Origin of the sequence: Hymenobacter terricola, assembly GCF_017921975.2 — a bacterium.
Taxonomy (GTDB): Bacteria; Bacteroidota; Bacteroidia; order Cytophagales; family Hymenobacteraceae; genus Hymenobacter; species Hymenobacter terricola.
Window position 1 is genome coordinate 470,701 of sequence record NZ_JAGEMO020000001.1, and the last position, 18,017, is coordinate 488,717.

General features: G+C 62.9%; 13 protein-coding genes and 1 tRNA gene. 3 read left to right on the forward strand and 11 right to left on the reverse strand.

What is annotated here, in order from left to right; translation table 11 throughout:
- The first annotated feature begins 187 nt into the window (after positions 1 to 187).
- A complete protein-coding gene (locus J4G38_RS01830) occupies positions 188 to 892 on the forward strand; it encodes a hypothetical protein (RefSeq protein ID WP_210514661.1) in 705 nt (234 codons plus the stop codon).
- Between the two features lie 89 nt (positions 893 to 981).
- On the opposite strand, the gene J4G38_RS01835 is transcribed toward J4G38_RS01830, so the two are convergent.
- The gene (locus J4G38_RS01835) at positions 982 to 2,184 is read right to left on the reverse strand and encodes a thiolase family protein (protein ID WP_210514664.1); all 1,203 of its coding nucleotides are present in this window, start codon (positions 2,182 to 2,184) and stop codon (positions 982 to 984) included.
- A gap of 93 nt (positions 2,185 to 2,277) precedes the next feature.
- Here J4G38_RS01835 and J4G38_RS01840 point away from each other — a divergent pair, with 93 nt between their 5' ends.
- Positions 2,278 to 2,751, forward strand: coding sequence for a DUF4293 family protein (locus tag J4G38_RS01840; protein ID WP_210514667.1), 474 nt, complete (start codon positions 2,278 to 2,280; stop codon positions 2,749 to 2,751).
- Between the two features lie 71 nt (positions 2,752 to 2,822).
- On the opposite strand, the gene J4G38_RS01845 is transcribed toward J4G38_RS01840, so the two are convergent.
- The 6 genes from J4G38_RS01845 to J4G38_RS01870 form a co-directional block, all read right to left on the reverse strand.
- Positions 2,823 to 3,788: a DUF4476 domain-containing protein gene (locus J4G38_RS01845; protein ID WP_210514670.1), complete on the reverse strand. Its 966-nt coding sequence runs from the start codon at positions 3,786 to 3,788 to the stop codon at positions 2,823 to 2,825.
- 106 nt (positions 3,789 to 3,894) lie between these two features.
- Positions 3,895 to 5,448 (reverse strand): aryl-sulfate sulfotransferase, encoded by a 1,554-nt coding sequence (locus tag J4G38_RS01850; RefSeq protein ID WP_210514672.1) that lies wholly within the window; start codon positions 5,446 to 5,448, stop codon positions 3,895 to 3,897.
- Positions 5,449 to 5,768: 320 nt separating this feature from the next.
- Entirely contained in the window at positions 5,769 to 7,691 is a 1,923-nt protein-coding gene (locus J4G38_RS01855; protein ID WP_210514674.1) for an OmpA family protein, read from the reverse strand.
- Between the two features lie 100 nt (positions 7,692 to 7,791).
- Positions 7,792 to 8,304 (reverse strand): hypothetical protein, encoded by a 513-nt coding sequence (locus J4G38_RS01860; RefSeq protein WP_210514676.1) that lies wholly within the window; start codon positions 8,302 to 8,304, stop codon positions 7,792 to 7,794.
- 135 nt (positions 8,305 to 8,439) lie between these two features.
- Positions 8,440 to 9,291, reverse strand: coding sequence for a (Fe-S)-binding protein (locus J4G38_RS01865; RefSeq protein ID WP_210514890.1), 852 nt, complete (start codon positions 9,289 to 9,291; stop codon positions 8,440 to 8,442).
- Positions 9,292 to 9,454: 163 nt separating this feature from the next.
- Entirely contained in the window at positions 9,455 to 10,846 is a 1,392-nt protein-coding gene (locus J4G38_RS01870; RefSeq protein WP_210514678.1) for a (Fe-S)-binding protein, read from the reverse strand.
- A 170-nt stretch (positions 10,847 to 11,016) separates the two neighbouring features.
- On the opposite strand from J4G38_RS01870, the gene J4G38_RS01875 reads away from it, so the two are divergent.
- A tRNA-Phe gene (locus J4G38_RS01875) sits at positions 11,017 to 11,089 on the forward strand.
- A gap of 180 nt (positions 11,090 to 11,269) precedes the next feature.
- Here J4G38_RS01875 and J4G38_RS01880 read toward each other — a convergent pair.
- The 4 genes from J4G38_RS01880 to J4G38_RS01895 all read right to left on the reverse strand — a co-directional run bounded on the left by J4G38_RS01880 (position 11,270) and on the right by J4G38_RS01895 (position 17,832).
- Positions 11,270 to 12,328, reverse strand: coding sequence for a metallophosphoesterase family protein (locus J4G38_RS01880; protein ID WP_210514679.1), 1,059 nt, complete (start codon positions 12,326 to 12,328; stop codon positions 11,270 to 11,272).
- A gap of 169 nt (positions 12,329 to 12,497) precedes the next feature.
- A complete protein-coding gene (locus J4G38_RS01885) occupies positions 12,498 to 13,943 on the reverse strand; it encodes a hypothetical protein (protein WP_210514681.1) in 1,446 nt (481 codons plus the stop codon).
- 31 nt (positions 13,944 to 13,974) lie between these two features.
- Complete coding sequence (locus J4G38_RS01890; RefSeq protein WP_210514683.1) at positions 13,975 to 14,973, reverse strand: metallophosphoesterase; 999 nt, start codon at positions 14,971 to 14,973, stop codon at positions 13,975 to 13,977.
- Between the two features lie 27 nt (positions 14,974 to 15,000).
- On the reverse strand, positions 15,001 to 17,832 hold the full coding sequence (locus J4G38_RS01895) for a TonB-dependent receptor (RefSeq protein ID WP_210514685.1): 2,832 nt from the start codon (positions 17,830 to 17,832) through the stop codon (positions 15,001 to 15,003).
- Positions 17,833 to 18,017 lie beyond the last annotated feature (185 nt).

The following is an 18,017-nucleotide window of genomic DNA, read 5'->3' on the forward strand; positions in this document are numbered from 1 at the left end:
ACGCCCCCGCAGCACCTCCGTGGCTGGGGCGACAGCCCCCCGACGAGCCGGAAGCGGCGTGGCGGGCCCATGGGAGCGGCTCGGATGGCCGGGCCGGGGCAGGTATTGCTAAATAGTTGTATTCTTGTGCGTCGTCAGTTGCCAACGCTTCAACTTATCACCCTTCTTCACTGGCGCGCCATCTACTATGCAGGACCCTACCCCCTTTTTTGCTCCCGATTTCTTTGCCACCAAGGACGTGACGCTGCCGCGCCTGCAAAAATTTACGCTCGACGTCATCCAGCGCCTCACCCTGGATAACCCCGATGGCGCGTTTACCAAGCTCACCGCCGACCTCACCACTTACTACACCGCCCTGTTCGGCGCGGTCACCGATGGCGACGCTGGTATCAGCCAGCGCCGCACCAGCGCCCAGTTCATGTGGGGTGCCGTGGCCGACCTCCAGCACCAGCTCGAAGAAGACGAAGCCCTCATCGATTACAAAAGCAAAAAGACTCCGGCCATCCGCCTGGCCTTCTTTCCCAACGGCCGCCAGGAATACGGCCATGCCACCCTGCTCACCGCCGACCTGCTCTTTGCCCGCGCCGCCGAAGCCGCCACCACCCACGCCAACGCCCTGGGGGCCGAGTTCGACGCCACACTCTACACCGGTTTCTACACCGCCTTCAAGAACGCCCGCGACGGCACCGGGGCCGGCGACGAGCAGAGCGCCAAGGCCCGCGCCGAAGCCCAGCACCACCGCGCCGACCTCACCCTGCGCCTCTCCGATGCCGTGAAGCTGGTGGCCGCCCAGTTCCCGCGCGACGAAGCCCGCGCCGCCGCCTACTTCCGCGTGGGCCTGCTGCAAGCCCCCGCCCCGGCCGAGACGGCCAAGGCTACTGTGCAAGGGTAGTTTCGGCTGAACGAGAAAAAAGCAGAACGTCATGCCGCGCGTAGCCGGGGCATGACGTTCTGCTTTTCCCGTCTCCCGTTTCTCTACGCCTACAGCTTCTCGTACACCACGGCCGCGCCCTGGCCCACGCCCACGCACATCACGGCCAGGCCGTAGCGCATGCCTTCGCGGCGGTGCATCTCGTGCAGCAGCGTGGCCGTGATGCGGGCGCCCGAGCTGCCCAGCGGGTGGCCCATGGCAATGGAGCCGCCGTTCACGTTCACCTTGGCCATGTCGAGGCCCAGCTCGCGCACGCACACGATGCTCTGGGCCGCAAAGGCCTCGTTCAGCTCAATCAGGTCGATGTCGTCCAGCGTCAGGCCGGCGCGTTGGAGCACCTTGCGGGTGGCCGGAATCGGCCCCAGGCCCATCACCGACGGGTCGACGCCGACCACGGCCGAGGCCACCACCCGCGCCAGGGGCTTGAGGTTGTAGCGGGCCAGGGCGTCCTCGTTCACCATGAGCACGGCCGCCGCCCCGTCGTTGATGCCGGCCGAGTTGCCGGCCGTCACGGTGCCGCCGTCGGGCTGGAAAGCGGGCCGGATGGTGGCCAGCTTTTCCATCGACGAAAAGCGCGGCTGCTCGTCGGTATCGAACAGGGCCGTGTCGCCCTTGGGGCTCGGGATGAACACGGGCACGATTTCCTTGCGGAAGCGGCCTTTTTCCAGGGCCCGGGCGTATTTGCGCTGGCTTTCGAAGGCAAAGGCGTCCTGCTCCTCGCGGGTCACGCCGTACTGTTTGGCCACGTTCTCGGCCGTCTGGCCCATGGCGTAGGGGTAGTGCATCTTGCTCAGGCGCGGGTTCACGAAGCGCCAGCCCAGCGTCGTATCATGGGCCGTGAGCTCCCGGCCGAAGGCCGATTCCGACTTGGCCATCACGAACGGGGCGCGGGTCATGCTCTCGGCCCCGCCGGCCAGAAACACGTCGCCTTCGCCGCATTTCAGGGCACGGGCCGCGTCCATGATGCTTTGCAGGCCCGAGGCGCAGAGGCGGTTCACGGTGTTGCCGGGCACGGTGATGGGCAGGCCGGCCAGGAGCGCGGCCATGCGGGCCACGTTGCGGTTGTCTTCCCCGGCCTGGTTGGCGGCGCCAATGATGACGTCTTCCACGGCACTTTTATCAACGGAAGGATTGCGGCGCAGGAGCTCACGCAGAACGTGAGCGGCCAAATCATCGGGGCGGACGCTGCTCAGCGCACCGCCAAATTTTCCAATCGGGGTACGCACCGCGTCCACGATATAAGCAGTTGGCATTAGTAAGAGGGTATCAGGTGCGGCGCAAGCGCCGGATGGGATTAAATTTGCAGCCCCGGCACAGGTCCGAGGCTTTTCTACATTACAACAAAGATGATACAAAGAATCCAAAGCGTGTTTTTACTCCTGCTGGCGCTGGCCATGCTCAGCGTGCTGGCCCTGCCGCTGTGGCACAAAGTCGACGGCCTCACCCACCAGGAGCTTACCCTCACCGCCTTCGGTTTCCAGGCCCAGGGCCTGCAAGTGCCGGCCGGAACCGGCCCGGTGTGGGTGATTGGTCTGCTGGCCGCCGCATCGGCCGCCGTGGCCGCGTTCGAGATTTTCCAGTTCCGCAGCCGGGCCCGGCAGCTGTTGCTGGGCTCCGTCAACCTGCTGCTCATCGTGGCTACGCTCGGGGCCATGTTCTATTTCTCCAACAAAGGCGAGCAGCTGCTCAACCTCAAGCTGGAAGGAGGCTTCCTGGCCGGCTTCTACCTGCCCACCCTGGCCCTCGTGCTGAACCTGCTGGCCAACCGCTTCATCCGCCGCGACGACCAGCTGGTGCGCAGCATGGACCGCCTGCGGTAATCCCGCCGCACCAACCACCAAAAAGGCCGCCGAGAACATCTCGGCGGCCTTTTTGGTAGCAGGGCCAGGGGTTAATTGCGGGGCTCGGCGCTCACGGCCTGCTGCACCTCGCGCTTGCTGGCCTCAAAGCTGAAGGCCGAATACACGCGGCTAAAATTCTGAACGTCGGCTACGTGGGCGTAGCCAAACTTGGCCAGCTCCACGCGGGCCGCGTCGAAATTCAGCAGCAGCAGCAGGCGCTTCAGGTCGTCGGCCTGAATGGAGCTCTGGTCCAGGGCCTGCTTGGCCAGGTCCAGCTTGCTGGCCTCATCGGGCTGCTGCCGCAGGTCCTGCAGCAGGGCGTTCACGTCCTGCGGGTCCATCATGCGGTAGCTGCCCGCCGGAGCGCCGGGGTAATTGCCCGGGCCACTATTGGGGCCGTTGTAGCTGCCGTTGGGGTTGTTCGGGGCGTTGTTGTAGCCGCCATTGGGGTTGTTCGGGGCGTTGTTATAGCCGCCCTGGGGTCCGTTGTTGTAGCCACCTCCGTTGTTGGGGCCGGGGGCCGGAGCATTGCCGTAGCCGCCATTGGGGCCGCCGTAGTAAGGGTCATTGCTGCCGTAGCCGCCCTGGGGGGCCTGGGGGTAAGGCGTGGGGCTGTTGTAGCCGCCACCCTGGCCCGGGTAGCCGGGGCCATAGCCGCCGCGGCCATACAGCGGCACCGCGCTCACCTGCCGCAGGTCGAGCGGCCAGCCGGGTCTGGACACCAGCACAAACGTGGTTTCGAGGCCGGGCTGCAGCCACACCTGGCTACGAAAACGCACCAGCCGGCCGTAGGCAGCGGGCAGGGTAAACTCGGCCCAGTGCTGGCCGGGCAACACCTGGTCGAGGTGCACCTGCCGGGCCAGGCCGCGCGTGAGCGGCCGCCCGTCGAGCACGAGGCCAAACGGCAGGCCGCGCTCCGAGGTAAAATTGACATTGGCAACCGCGGGCGGGTACGCCAGCGCAGGGGCCACCGCCGCAAACAAACCGGCCAAGGCAAGAAGTAAGGCCTTTTTCATGGCACTAAAGGGGAATACCTACCGGTGATTCCGGCGGGTATTTACGTTGATTTCAAAAGGTGTGCCACGTTCCAATAGGTCGGATTAGGGGCCTTCGCAAGCCGGTTTATTGCCCCAGCGTGGTGCGGTCGGCCCGGTGGAATCCAAACCCGTTGGCGACGGTCAGGCTCATCTCAAACAGCGTCTGCCGGGAGGTGTAGTCAACTTCAATGATTCGGCCTCCCTGGCCGCTGGCGGTGGGCACCTGGTAGCCGGGACAAAACAGCACATGGTTGGTGCCGGGCAGAAACTGCACGCGCGACACAATGGACGAAAACGTGTCGGCGCCCCGCTCCTTGCCGTATTCCCACACTTGCTGCACGGTCATGTGCACCGGGTCGATGCGGTATTCGACGGCCCGGCTGTACACGGCATTCGTCAGGCCGAAGTTGCGATGCGTGCCGTTGTCAAACAGCATCCAGTCGCCGTTGGGCATCTTCGTGGGCGAGTGCTGGTACCAGTTCCATTCGAAGTCGGGCCGGTTGGTGTTGCCCAGCAAAACGTCGGTATCGGTGATGAGCGCGCCGTTGGCGTCAAGGGGGGTCAGCAGGTAGTTGTTCAGGTCCTGCCCGCGCCGGTTGGTGCCCCAGCCCTTGTGCGGGGCCAGAATCCAGACAATCTGGTCGCTGTAGCTCACCTTCACCACGCCCTGGAAGCGGCCCGAAATCACGACGGTATTATCGGCAGGGTCATACATCACGGCGTTGATGTGCAGCCAATCCTGCGGGTCGCTTTCCAGCGCGGTGCGGCCCTCGTCGAGTAGCGCCCGCAGGTCCCATTCGTGCACCACGGCGCCGGTGGTGCGGTTCAGCTCAATCACGAAGTCTTCCACGGTGGGCCCGCCGCTGAGGTTCGTGCTGCCGTCTTTGCTCACCGTAACGAGGAAATTGCCGTCGGGCTTTTCGTACGCTTCGTGGTGGAACGTGTAGCCGGGCAGGTCCCAGGTCGCGACCGATTTGCCGAAGGCATCCACCTCATAAAGCTTGCCGGTGGTTTTGTCGCCGAAAAAATAATCGCCATTCTTCAGGCGGCTGATGCCGCAGTCGTACGCCAGGTGGTTGAGGGTGGGATGGGTCGAAAAATCCAGCAGCCAGCGGATGTCGCCGTAATTATCCACCACAAAAGGCACGTAAGGGTCCGTGCGGCTGAAATTGCTCACCAGGCTCAGCGCGCCGCCCAGCGCGGCTGCGGGCGGCGTGGTAACGGTGATGGCCGTGGGCAGATTGGCGGGCAGGAAGCCGGTTCGCACCGTTAGTGTGTCGGTCAGCACGGTCTGGCCATTGTCAGCGGTGAAGGTAACTGTCACGAAATTAGCCCAGTTGGCATACAAGCCCAGGATGGGCGCCACATGCGTCGGGCCCGCGTCGTGGATGTGCTGCGTGATATCGGATGCGGGGCCGTGTTTACCGTGCACGACCACCGTGGTAGTCCCCGCCCCGGTGGTACTAAAGGTGAGCTGGGCCGAAAGTGGCGCGTAGCCCGACGGATTGAGCAGGAGGGTGCTGCGGGGAATCGGAGACGACTGTACGGTGGGCACCGGCACCACGACATCGTCTTTGCGGCAACTGCTCAGGCAAGTCATAAAGATGCCTATTGAGAGCAGGGAAAGGTGTTTCAACATAGGTAAAAAAGGAGAGAGTGGAAAAGCGCAACATTGGCCTATTTGCCAAAAATGCTAGTCGCTAGACCGTGGCAGACAAGCCAGGTTTAGCGGCCAGCGGCAAAAAAATGTGCCCATGAGGGGGCACGCTGCCACGCCAGCACCCAGCCCAAACCTGGCGGCGCGCTCCCGCGATGCTCGGCTCCAATCGACCAACTTGTTAGCGTATTCGACTAAGCGTGGTATGAACGTTCTTTTCCTGTCTCCTCTGAAAGGATAAGGCGCAAAAAAAGCCCCCGCAACCGAAGTTGCGGGGGCTTTTTTGGAGGCGGCAAGTGAACTTACTTGGCGACCCTCGTCACTTTGAACTCGGTGCGGCGGTTGCGCTGGTATTCTTCTTCGGTCTTGGCATTGAGCACCACCGGGCGGGTTTCGCCGTAGCCCTTGGCCGTAATGCGGGCCTTGTCCACGCCCTTGCTCACGATGTAGGCCACCGCGGCTTCAGCCCGCTGTTGCGAGAGCTTCATGTTGTAGGCATCCTTGCCGCGCGAGTCGGTGTGCGAGCTCAGCTCGATGGAGATTTTGGGGTTGTCCACCAGCGTCTGCACCAGCGTATCGAGGCGAATGGCGGCATCCGGACGGATGTCGTACTTATTGTAGTCGTAGAAAATGTCTTTGACTTCGATGGCCCGGGCGAGGATGATTTTGTTCAGTGTGAGCGATACCGGCAGCTGAATGTCGTTCGTCAGGTTGGGCAGCTGGTCCTGGGTAGGCTTGCGGCCCACGGTGCTCACGGTGGTGCGGGCGGCAAAGTCGCCGGGGCGCTCGGCGCGCACCGTGTAGCTCGTCACCGAGTCCAGCTTCAGGCTGAATTTGCCATCGGCGCCGCTGGTGGCAGTCTGGGACTGGCCGTTGGCGCTGGCCACGGTCACGGTCGCACCGGCAATGGGCGTCGTCGTATTGGCTTTGTCGTCGTGCTCCAGCACGGTACCGTCAGCGTAGAAGGTCACCAGCTTGAGCGGCTTCTTCTTGAACATATACTCGTCGTCCGAGCCTTTGCCACCGGCGCGGTTCGAGCTGAACAGGCCGGTGTTGTCGGCCATCGGCACGGGGGCGAAATCGTCGGCCGTGCTGTTCACATCGGCGCCAAGGTTCACGGGCTGGCCCGCTTTCACCATGAAGAGGTCGAGCTTGCCCAGGCCGGGGCGCCCGTCGGTAGCGAAGTACAGCGTGCCGTCGGGGGCTACGCCGGGGAAGTTGTCGTTGCCTGCCGAGTTGATGCTTTCGCCCAGGTTTTCGGCCGGCGAGAAGCGGCCGTTGGGGCCCAGCGTGGATTTGTACAGGTCGTTGCCGCCCTGCCCGCCCTTGCGGGAGGAAGCAAAATATAGCGTGGTGCCGTCGGGGGCGAAAGCCGGCGAAAAGTCGTCGGCGGTGCGGTCGTTGATGTTGGCCAGGACCGGCTCGGTCCAGGCGCCGGCTTTGAAGTAGGAAATCCAGAGGTCGACGCTCAGGTAGCCTTTTTTGCTGCCGTCGTTCGAGCGGGCAAACACCATCGTCTTGCCATCCGGGGTGTAGGTGGCGCTGGCTTCGTGCTTGTTTTCGGTGTTGAAGGGGCCTTCGAGCTTGCGCACGGTGCCGCCGCTCATGGCCGCCGCGTTGTCAAACTTGATGGCGTACAGGTCTTCGAAGTTCTCCCCGTTGCCGAGGAACTTCTTGCCGTCGCGGCCCGAAGTGAAGATGAAATCACCGGTGCTGGCCAGCATGGTGCCACCAAAATCCGAACCGGCCGAATTCAGGGCGTCCACCGGCATCACATCGTACTTGTTTTTAACGGCGGCTACGGCCTTGCTGGCCGTGGCGTTCTTGCTTTCAGCGTCGGCGCGGGCAGCCAGCGTGCGGTTGCCCCCGCTGCTGGCGTAGGTTGCAAATTGGGTGGCGGCTTCGTCGTATTTGCCGTTGGCTTTCAACGCCTCAGCGTAGCGGAAGCCAGCGTCGGCGTTTTTCACGCCGCCATCGAGGGCGGCCTTATAGAAGGGTTCACTTTGCTCAATCCGGTTGGACAACCGGTACGCTTCACCAAGCCGGAAATTTGCAATGGCGGCGTTTTTTCCCTTGGCCACATCGGCCTGATACAGGGGAATGGCCAGCTCATACTGGCCTCGGGCGAATTGTTTGTCGCCCTTGCTCATGCTGCCCGTGGTGGCACAGCTGCTCAATAGCGCAACAGAACCAGCCGCAGTGCAGACGAATAATAGTTTCCTCATAGGTGGTGTGATGGGGGGGGGTGGAGAGGGAGGGGGGAACCGGGAAATATTCCCGATTTGGCATTTTTGGGTTAGCAATAATACTACGTTTAGGTAGGATTCACGCAAGCTGCCGGTTTTTTTCTTCCTGTCCGAAGTAGCGGGCCAGCCAGGTTTGGCCCGCGGGCCGGGGCCATTTGGTATCCAATTCGCCCTTAGTCGCTAAGGTATTGTCGAAGTAGAACGTATCGGAAACTACGGTCCCGGCTGCCACGGCGGCCTTCAGTTCGCCGCGCTTCAGCAGCTGAACAGTGCCTGCCTGCAAAAAAGCCAGCCGGGATTTATCCAGCAGCTCCACGTCCAGTAGTTGCTCCAGCTGGGCCACGAAGCGCACCGACGCGTCGATGGAGCAGCCGCTGGCCCCGGCAATGCCTTCGTCGAGGCCAATGACCAGAAAGTGCTGGTGCAGCACTTCCGCCGAGGCGTGCAGGGTGCGGCCGTGGCTGGTCCATTCCTCGGCAAAGCGGGCCAGGCCCGGCAGGATGGACACCGCCTCCGGCCCCGTGAGCGGGCGGCTGGCCTGATAAATCCACACCCGGGCTTCGGGGGGCAGCTGGTCAAAAGCAACGTACATAATATCGGGGAGTTAACGGCGGGAAATTTAATCAAGCCTCGCACAGCGGGCCTGCCCCAAAGTTATGGGGGTAAACGAAGCCAAGCAGATTTTCTTGTCTTCGTTTACCCCCATAAGTTAACTCCTGCGAAGGAATCAGGCGTTGATGCCTTCGGCCGAAGCCACCAGCTCGGCCAAATCGAACACCTGCACCTTGCTTTCCTGCTCCTTGTTTTTCACGCCGTCGCTCATCATCGTCATGCAGAAGGGGCACGATACGGCAATGATGCTGCCCTGCAAATCATGCGGGCCGGGGGCACTGGTTTCGGTTTCCACGCCGGTCAGGTTGGCCAGCGCGTCGGCCTTGCCGCTGAGGGTGGCCAGGGCTTCCTCGGTGCGCTCGATGTTGATTTCCTTCTTGCCCGGCTCGGCTTCTTTCCACATCTGGGCGCCGCCCGCGCCGCAGCACAGGCCGTTGGCGCGGCTGCGCTTCATCTCCACCAGGTCGGCGTCGAGGGCGGCCAGCACGTCGCGCGGGGCTTCGTAAATGTTGTTGGCGCGGCCCAGGTAGCAGCTGTCGTGGAAGGTAATGCGGCGGCCCTTGAAGCTCTCGCCGCCGGTCACGCCCACCTTGCCCTCGTTGATGAGCTGCTGCAGGTAGGTGCTGTGGTGAATGACTTCGTAGTCGCCGCCCAGCGCCGGGTACTCATTCTTGATGGTATTGAAGCAGTGCGGGCAGGCCGTCACGATTTTCTTGATGCCGTAGCCGTTCAGCGTCGTGATGTTCTGCATGGCCTGCATCTGGAACAGAAATTCGTTGCCGGCCCGTTTGGCGGGGTCGCCGGTGCAGCTTTCCTCCAGGCCCAGCACGGCGTACTTGGTGCCTACGTGGTCGAGGATGCGCACGAAAGCACGGGTCACGCGCTTGTACCGGTCATCAAAAGCACCGGCGCAGCCCACCCAGAACAGGATTTCGGGCGACTCGTTGCGGGCCGCCAAATCGGCCATGACGGGAACGTTGATTTGCTTTTTGGTGGGAGCTTCAGGAGTCATAAAGGAAGGGTTATCTAGGACGGTCATGCTGAGCGAAGCCGAAGCATCTCCACCGTATAAGTCATTAGTTAGTATTGCGGTAGAGATGCTTCGACTTCGCTCAGCATGGCTTTTTTTCTTAGGACACTGCTACTTTCACCGCCTTCTCCACCGCAAACAAGTCATCGGCCCAGTTGAACCGGTCCGATGGCGAAAAAGCCCACGGCGCGCCGTTGTTTTCGATATTGGAGAACATCACGTTCAGTGAGTTCGGGGCGGCCGACTCTTCCAGCACCAGGAAGCGGCGCATTTCGATGATGCTTTCCAGCGGGTTGATGTTCACGGGGCAGCTTTCCACGCAGGCATTGCAGGTGGTGCAGGCCCAGAGCTCCTCGGGCGTCACTTTGCCGCGCAGCAGTGTGGCTTCCATCAGGTCGGTGATGGGCTCGTGCTTCGCTTCCTCACCGTACAGGTTGGGCCGGAAAATGAGGGGCGAGTTATACTTCTCCTCCATCCGGTCGCGGGTGTCCATGATGATTTTGCGCGGCGAAAGCAGCTTGCCCGTCAGGTTGGCCGGGCACACCGAGGTGCAGCGGCCGCACTCGGTGCAGGAGTAGGCGTTCAGCAGGTTGGTCCAGGGCAGGTCGTCCACGTCCTTGGCGCCGAAGGGCGTGGGGGCCAGGGCCGAGCCATCGGGCGCAGTCGGCGCGGGCGGCACCACGAAGCTGGGGTCCATCATGGCCTTCACCTCGTTGGTGATGCTTTCCACGTTCGAAAACTGGCCCTGCGGCACCAGCCGCGAGTACCACACGTTCGGGAACGCCATGATGATGTGGAAGTGCTTCGAGCTAGGCAGGTAGTTGAGAAACAGCAGGATGCCCGTGATGTGCGCCCACCAGCCCACGCGCTCCATAATTTCCAGCATGCCCGCATTAGCCGGCAGCAGGCCCATGAGCAGGCTGCTGATGGGGAACGCGCCGGGCAGGTTTTCGCCCCGCAGCTGGTGCAGCTTCAGGTCCGAGGTATTCATTGTGAACAGGGCCACCATCAGAATTACCTCAACGTAGAGGATGATGTTGGCATCCATTTTGGGCCAGGCGCGCAGCTCGGGGCCGCTGAAGCGCTTGAGCGGCGGCTTGCGGTTGCGGCGCCACCAGAACGCGGCCACGGCGATGATAACCAGTGCGCCCAGCACCTCATTGGTCGCCATCAGCAGGCTATATACCGGCCCTAGGAAACTCAAAAAGCGGTGGGTGCCGAACAGGCCGTCGACCACAATTTCAAGCACCTCAATGTTGATGACCAGAAAGCCCACGTACACCACCAGGTGCAGCAGGGCCGGCGTCATGCGCTTGAACATCTTTTGCTGCCCGAAAGCGACGAGCAGGGTTTTCTGGAAGCGCTCGGCGGCGTGGCCGCTCATATCGCGGTCTCGCCCGACGAGGATGTTGGCGCGGATTTTCCGGACTTGCCAGGTGAAAAAGCCGAAGGCTGCGACCAGCAGCAGCGCAAAGAGGATGGGTTGCAACATGCGGTAAAGGTAAGAAGGCGGGAACGTTTGGGGATGCAATATACTCGGCATGCCGACTACTTTTAAAAATAACCAGCCAGCTATTCGACTTTTTTTGCGCCACATCTTGCGGCATTGCGCTGCTTTCGTACCTTTGCGGTCCCCAAAGCAGGTTACTACGGCGGGGAAACGGCAACATAGCTCAGTTGGTAGAGCACAGCACTGAAAATGCTGGTGTCGTTGGTTCGATTCCAACTGTTGCCACAAAAAAGGCCCTTAGCGCACTGCTAAGGGCCTTTTTATTTGTGCCTGAACTACAGGACAAGGCCGGTTTCCCAAGCGGCTGCCAGCTATGCAATATACGGCCTGAGATAGTTCGGTTCTGGTAGCCAACTGGCGCAGGACAGGTGTTTCAGGCTTGGGCGTTAGTAGCGCGTATCAGGGCTATTTCCAGGTAATGTCCACCGAGTCGCGGATGGTGGTGGCAATGCCGGCCGTGGGGCCCAGGTAGCCGCTGGCGGGCAGGTCGCGGCCGTAGCTGTAGGCCATCACCCGGCCGCTGGTGAAGACTTTGACCAGAATAAAGCCGAAAAACAGCTTGTTGGGCGAGGCGCTGGCATCGAGCGGACTGCCGCCGTTGCCGGCAATGAGCTGCCACGGGTGGAATGGTGGCGTTTGAATGCGGTAGTAGAGGTGGTTGTGGGCGGCCAGCATGGCTTCGGCATGGTTGGCATCGAGGATGCTCCACAGGCTGCCCCCATTGCTGAGGCCGTCGCCGGCGGGAGCTGGGAGCGCGGGCTTGTGGCCCAGGGCGAATAGGTGCTTGCTGCCCCGGGCGCGGGCGGCGGCCAGGTCGCGGCCCAGCCAGTCGAGCGGAGCAGTGCCCTCGGTGCCCACCGGGTCGGTGTTCAGGATGACGAAGTGGCTCTGCTTGAAATCGAAGGAATAGGAAAGCTGGCTTTGGTCGGTGGCCAGGCGGTCGGGACCGCCGGCGGTGGGGCCGTTGCTGCCGGCCAGGTAGGGCCGCAGGGCCGCCCGCCACGCCTGCTCGGCGCCCAGGAAGGCGGGCTGGTTCTTGCCGCTCATCACCTCGTGGTTGCCGGGCAGGGCCACCATCCGGATGCTGGTGCGGCTGAGCGGCGCGGCGCGGTAGAGAGCCACCCAGGCCCGCAGCTCGCGGCCGATGACGGCCGTGTCGGGCGAGTAGCCCAGCACCATGTCGCCCATAAAAAACAGGTAGTCGGGCACGGGCCGCAGGGCCGCCAGGTCGGCGTAGGTGCGGGTGAGCTGGGGCACGTTGGCCGTGCTGGGGTTGGTGGCCAGGTTCGCGTCCGAGTTGTCGACGCGGTTGCAGCCCATCACCGCGAAGGAGTACGCCAGCGTGTCGCGTACGGCGCTGGTGGGCGGGGCGGGCTGCGGCTGGGTGGCGGTTTCGGGATGGCAGGCCGGCAGGGCCAGCAGGCTCGCCAGCGGCAGGAGCAGCAGGCGGATGATTCTGTTCATGGTGGTTTGGGATGGGCCGTAAACCGGAAAGGGCTGTAAAAACGTCATGCTGAGCGCAGTCGAAGCAGCTCTACCGCAGTACTAAATCAGATTAGTTGCGCGATAGAGCTGCTTCGACTACGCTCAGCATGATGGCCCGATGAGGGACAGCTGCCTGGCTGACGAATAATTAGTGCTGGTTGCCCGAATTGTCGCTGGGGTAGGCGCCCAGGTCGCGGCTGGGCAGCGTGATGGCCGTAGCGCCGAAGTTGGCATTCACCGGGATGGCGGGGGAGGTGGCCAGGGGCTGGAAGCCGGTGTAGCCCTTGCCGAGGGCCGGCGAGCTGGCCAGCAGGTGAAAGTTGTAGGTACCCACGGTGTTCACATCGGCCAGGCGGCGCACCGGGGCAGGCAGCGGGAAATTCACGAATTGCGGGTTGTTGGCGCGGAGCAGGCTCTGCGGGGCGGTGTATACCTGGCCCAGGCGGTAGCCAGCCGGCAGCCAGGAGCTGGGCAAGGGAATATCGGTAGCCTGGGGCTTGGTGAGGAAGGCCGTGGGGTAGATTTCGTTGGCCAGGGCCAGCGAGTCCACGTAGTTCAGGCTGTAGCCGTAGCGCAGGTTGGCGGTGTCGGCTACCACCAGCACGTTGCCGAGGTAGTTGCCCGAGCCCACCACGCGCGGGCCGTATTTGCAGTTCACCATCAGGTTGTTGTAGTACACGCCACGCGAGCCCTCCTCGTAGTTGATGGAGCCGCCGCGCCCGGCCGAGTTGCGCCGGAAGCCGCAGTGGATGTACGTGTTGTTGTACATGTAGATGTTGGTCTGCGGGTTTTTGCCGCCGTTGTTCGAGGCTTTCGAGCCGTTGGTGGCCGTGCCGACGAACAGGTTGTAGGCAATGTTGCCGGTAGTGCCCGACTTGATGTTGAGGCTCTCGCCGCCGGTTTTGCCGCCTTTCTCAAACGTGTTGCGCATCACCTGAATGCGGCCGCCAAGCACCCGAATCGGGTCGTCGGTGGCGCCGTACACCCACGAGTCTTCGAGGATGAACGCGCCCAAGGGATTCTGGAAGAAAATGGGATAGGTGTTCTTGTTGTTGGCAATGCCGGCCGATACGGGCGACACCACCACAGTGCCGCCGCCGAACTCGACGTGCGTCCATTTCAGCACCATCAGCGGGCAGGTCACGTCGCCCAGAATGCCGCCCCAGAGGCCTTGGTAGGCGGGGTCGGTGGCGGGGTCGGCGCTCACCTGGTCGGTGTGGGCCACCACGGTGTTGGTGGTGGCGTTTTTGGCCCGGAAATACACCGGCTTGGCCTGCGAGCCCAGCGAGAGCAGGGTGCCTTTGATGATGAAGTTAAAGTTGCCCAGGAAGTTAACCTTCACGCCGGGCTGAATCACGAGCGTATCGCCGGCATTCACAAACACGTCGGCCGTCACGTTGTACTCCAAATCCTGCTGCATGGTGCCCTTGATGGGACCGCCAATCGGCGCGGAATTGTTGACCGGGTGGCCCACCGACAGCGGCGGCGTGGACAGCTCCACTTCCTCGTTGGACTTGTTGCAGGAGGCCAGCAGGCCCAGTGCGGCCAGCGCCACCAGGCCCGTCCCGCGCAGGGCAGTTGTAAATAATTTCATAGGGGTGTTGAAAAAAGAGGGTTGGGGAAAATCAGGGTTGAGGGGCCGTGGCACCCAGCTCCTGAAACTGGAACAGGGCGGGCTGGGTGGGGTCCACACTCACGCGCACGGCCACCACGTCGGCTTCGCCGGGCACTTGCAGGCGGGTGAAATTCTGGAGCACCTGCTTGGGCGACGCGGGGTTGGGCAGCGGCTTATCGATGAGCAGGCGGTGCGAATCGCCGTTTACCAGCAGCACGGGCCGGCCAAAGGCGACCGCGTGCCGGCTCAGGGCGGCGATGATTTCGGTGAAGCCGTCGGCGTCCTTCGCGTTTTTGTCCGGGCTGAACATATCGGCCTGGGTGAAAAGCACCACCCCCAGCCGGTGCTGGGCCGCCGCGTCGGCGAACACCTCATCGAGCCAGGCCACGTTGGCCTTCATGCGGTCGTAGAACTCGTGGTTCTGGCCCTTGGCGTCGTTGGGCACGAAGTTGTTGTTCGAGCCCACCAGGTGCACGGTGGCGAAGGCCACGTTGCCGCTGGCCCAGCGGTTGTTTTCGACGTAGGCGGCGAAGGCCGGGCGCAGGGCCTGCGAGGTGAGTGGCAGCTTGGTTTTGCCGAAGGAGTTGTGGTCGGGGAAGAACAGCTTACGCACCACGGCTAGCCGTTCCTCGGGGTCGTAGCGGCCGGCTTTTTCGCGGCCGCAGTCGGTCCACTCGTTGTCGCCGGGCGTGTAGATGAGCGGCTGCTCAAACAGCTGGAATTCCGCCAGCACCTTGCCGTACAGCTCCTCCGTGCACAGCGTCGAGCCCGATTTGATGTCGCCGACGTGCACCGTAAAGCGCGGCCGCTGCCGGTTCACGGCCCCGATGAGGGCTTCGAAGCGGCCGTAGTCGGCGGGCAGGAAGTAGGGCGTGTCGCCGAGCGCCACGAAGTCGAACGGGGCCGGCGCGGGGCTGGCTTTGGGCGGCCGGCCGGGACCGGCTGCGCTCGCCGCCGCGCTGCTGAGCACCGCGAGCAGCAGGCAGAAAATTCGATTAATCCGCTTCAAAATCAGAGAGTAAATGAGGTGCCGTACTTAGTTGAGGCGGTAGCGCAGGCCTAGCAGATAGGTGCGGTTGTATTCGTCGCGCTGCACCAAAATGCGGTCGGTGCGGGTTTGCTCGGGCGCGGACAGCAGGCTGGTGGTGGGGGCCTGCATCACCTCCACCACGGTGGGCGTGTTGAGCAGGTTCGTGATTTTGAGGAAGGCCGTGAGGTGGTGGGGCAGCTTCTGCTCAGTCGAGAAATCGAGCTGCGTGGTGGCCCGCTGCCACTGGTCGAGGTCCTTGTAGGGCGACACAGCGATGATGCGCCGGCCGGTGTACACGGCCGCCACCTGCGCGTTGAAGCCCGAAGTTTCGTTGCGGTAGAGCAGCGCCAGGTTGGCAATGTGGTCGCTCTGGCCTTGCAGCGGGCGGGTTTGGGTGGGGGCGGTGGGATATTCAGCAGTGGGCTGGCCGGCATCGGCGTTTTGCAGGTTGCCGTTGGCGTCGCGGTAGTACACGCGCTTGGTGGTCGTGATGGACGAGTGCGTGTAGGTGTAGTTGCCGGTCAGGCCCAGGTGCCCCAGGTACTTGATAAACACCAGCTCGGCCCCGTAATTCACGGCCGTGCCGAAGTTCTGGGGTTGGTAGTAGGAGCTGTTGTTGCCCACCTGCTTGAAGCCATACTCAATCGGGTTCTGGATGTTCTTATAAAACACGCCCGCCAGCAGCTGCGAGTTGGCCGGGCCGTAGTGCTCGTAGCGCAGGTCGTAGTTATCGGCCTGAGTATGCTTGAGATAGGGGTTGCCGGCCGAGGTATAGTATTCGTTGTCAAGGTTATTAGTGCCCGGAATCAGCTCGTAGAGGTTGGGCCGGCTGATGCCTTTGAAGTACGAAGCGCGCAGGTTCTGCCGTTCGCTGAGCAGGTACTTGAGGTGCACACTGGGCAGAATGTCGAGGTAGGTGAGCGTGCCGCTCTTGCCCACGGCAGAGGTGGGCAGCTGCGAATCGTAGTGTTGGCGCGTGTTTTCGAGCCGCACCCCGCCCAGAATTTGCAGCTTCTGCGCCAGCAGCAGCTTGGCTTGCGCGTAGCCCGCCGTGATGCGCTCGGTGCCGGTGTAGTTGTTGGCGTCGGTGGTTTTGGCCAGGCCGTCGTAGCTGCTGTTAAAGGCGAAGCGGGCCTGGTCGTAGCTCGTGAACACTTGGCGGTTGTTGGTGCCGGTGCCGGTGGTGGCGCCCGCCAGGTCGTAGTAGTCGTAGAAATTGCTGCGGTCCTTGTTGCGCAGCATCCCCCCGACGGTGAAATCGAGGCGGTCGGTGGCCGCGAAGTTGAGGTTGGCGTAGCCGGCCACGTCCTGGTCGAGGCTGCGCTGCCAGAGGTGGGTGTTCGACTGCACGAAAGTGCCCTGCTGGGTATTGGCGGCGGTGGCGCGCACGAGGCCCACGGTGGTCTGGTCGGGGGTGGCGAAGGTGGCCCGGCCGTACACCGCCGACCAGTTCAGGCTGAGGCGCGGCAGCAGCGTGTGGTCGCCCTGCAGGGTTTCGGACCACAATTGCTGGCGCTGGAACCGCGACTGGTCCTGCACCGGCACATCGCCGCCGGTGCCCAAATCGTTGGTCACGATGTGGCGGTGCTGGGCATCATCGAGCCGCACCAGCAGCGAATACAAGCTGATGCGGTTACGGGCATTGAGGACGTAATCGAGCTTGGCGTGCAGCCCCACGCGGGTTTGCAGCAGCGAATACTCGCGTCGCTGAATCTCATCGAAGGTGAAGGTGTTAGGCTGCGGGTCGGGCTTGGGCTGGCCCAGCGGCTGGTAAAAAAGCCGGTCCGAGCCGCGGTAGGTGTTCTGGAAGCTGCCCGCCACCAGCAGGCCCAGCTTGCCGTCCTTGGTGCGGTTGCCCAGCGTGAGGCCAAACAGCGAGTTCACTGGCAGTTTGAGGCTGGAGTAGTTCAGGGCCTTGTTCGAGAAGTCGCCCGGCTGGGCCTGGTAGCCGGCCGGGTGCGTTTCGCTGGGCGACTGCCGGGCCTGCCCGCTGGTACTAAAGCCCGCAAACGTGCGGCTGGCGAACAAATCGCTGAAGCCGCCGGCCGCCGTGGCCGCCACCACCAAATGGTCGGGGGCCGATTTCATCACCATGTTCATGGCCCCGCCGATGGCGTCGCCTTCCATGTTCGGCGTTAGGGCCTTCACCACTTCCAGCCGTTCCAGCAGCTCGGCGGGGAAGATGTCGAGCGGCACGTAGCGGTTTTTGGGGTCGGGGCTGGGGATTTTGATGCCGTTGACCAGCGTGTAGTTGTAGCGCCGGTCCATGCCCCGGATGATGGCGTACTGCCCGTCGCCGCCCGAATTGCGCACCACCGACACGCCCGAGGCCCGCTGCACCACGTTGCCCACCGTCACATCGGGCGAGAGCTCAATGGTGCGGGCCGCGATGATGTTCACCACGTTGTCGGCCTTCTGCTCCGAGCGCCGCGCCTGCTCCGCCGATTCGCGGTCCATGTGCCCGGCCACCAGCACCTCGGTCAGCTCGCGGCCCGTGGCGGCCAGCTTGAATTCCAGCGTTTGCGTGGTGCCCGCCGGCAGCGCCACCGTGAGCAGCTGCGGGGCGTAGCCCAGGGTTTGGGCCTGCACCGCCACGGCCGCGCCGGGCTTCAGCCCTTTCAGCGAAAAGGTGCCGTCGAGCAGCGTGGCCGTGCCCTGCTGGGTGGCCGGCACCAGCACCGTGGCCCCGATGAGCACCTCGCCGGTAGCAGCGTCGCGCACCGTGCCGCGCAGGGTGGCCGGGGTAGTGCTGCCACCACTTTGCGCCGCCGCCGGCAAGGCCAGCAGCGAAAGCAGCAGTAGCGCACAATAGATAAAAGAACGGTACAGAGGAAGCATAGCCAACAGGTTAACAGTGGCCAAAAGTACCCGCCAGGTAAGGCTGTTATCTTGATTTTATATTAACTACATGAAATGATAATCAATGCGTTACAAACCGTATTTTAGGTAATTAAATCCTAATACTTGGGTCATGATTTGGTCGCATTCCAATTAGTTATCCGGGCTGCCTCCCAGCCCGACCG

Excerpts from the sequence above, each read along its gene's own strand:
- J4G38_RS01845 (WP_210514670.1), bottom strand. The coding sequence starts at position 3,788 with ATGAAAAAGGCCTTACTTCTTGCCTTGGCCGGTTTGTTTGCGGCGGTG.
- J4G38_RS01870 (WP_210514678.1), bottom strand. The coding sequence starts at position 10,846 with ATGTTGCAACCCATCCTCTTTGCGCTGCTGCTGGTCGCAGCCTTCGGC.
- J4G38_RS01880 (WP_210514679.1), bottom strand. The coding sequence starts at position 12,328 with ATGAACAGAATCATCCGCCTGCTGCTCCTGCCGCTGGCGAGCCTGCTG.
- J4G38_RS01865 (WP_210514890.1), bottom strand. The coding sequence starts at position 9,291 with ATGGCCGATTTGGCGGCCCGCAACGAGTCGCCCGAAATCCTGTTCTGG.
- J4G38_RS01840 (WP_210514667.1), top strand. The coding sequence starts at position 2,278 with ATGATACAAAGAATCCAAAGCGTGTTTTTACTCCTGCTGGCGCTGGCC.
- J4G38_RS01830 (WP_210514661.1), top strand. The coding sequence starts at position 188 with ATGCAGGACCCTACCCCCTTTTTTGCTCCCGATTTCTTTGCCACCAAG.
- J4G38_RS01895 (WP_210514685.1), bottom strand. The coding sequence starts at position 17,832 with ATGCTTCCTCTGTACCGTTCTTTTATCTATTGTGCGCTACTGCTGCTT.
- J4G38_RS01855 (WP_210514674.1), bottom strand. The coding sequence starts at position 7,691 with ATGAGGAAACTATTATTCGTCTGCACTGCGGCTGGTTCTGTTGCGCTA.
- J4G38_RS01835 (WP_210514664.1), bottom strand. The coding sequence starts at position 2,184 with ATGCCAACTGCTTATATCGTGGACGCGGTGCGTACCCCGATTGGAAAA.
- J4G38_RS01850 (WP_210514672.1), bottom strand. The coding sequence starts at position 5,448 with ATGTTGAAACACCTTTCCCTGCTCTCAATAGGCATCTTTATGACTTGC.
- J4G38_RS01885 (WP_210514681.1), bottom strand. The coding sequence starts at position 13,943 with ATGAAATTATTTACAACTGCCCTGCGCGGGACGGGCCTGGTGGCGCTG.
- J4G38_RS01860 (WP_210514676.1), bottom strand. The coding sequence starts at position 8,304 with ATGTACGTTGCTTTTGACCAGCTGCCCCCCGAAGCCCGGGTGTGGATT.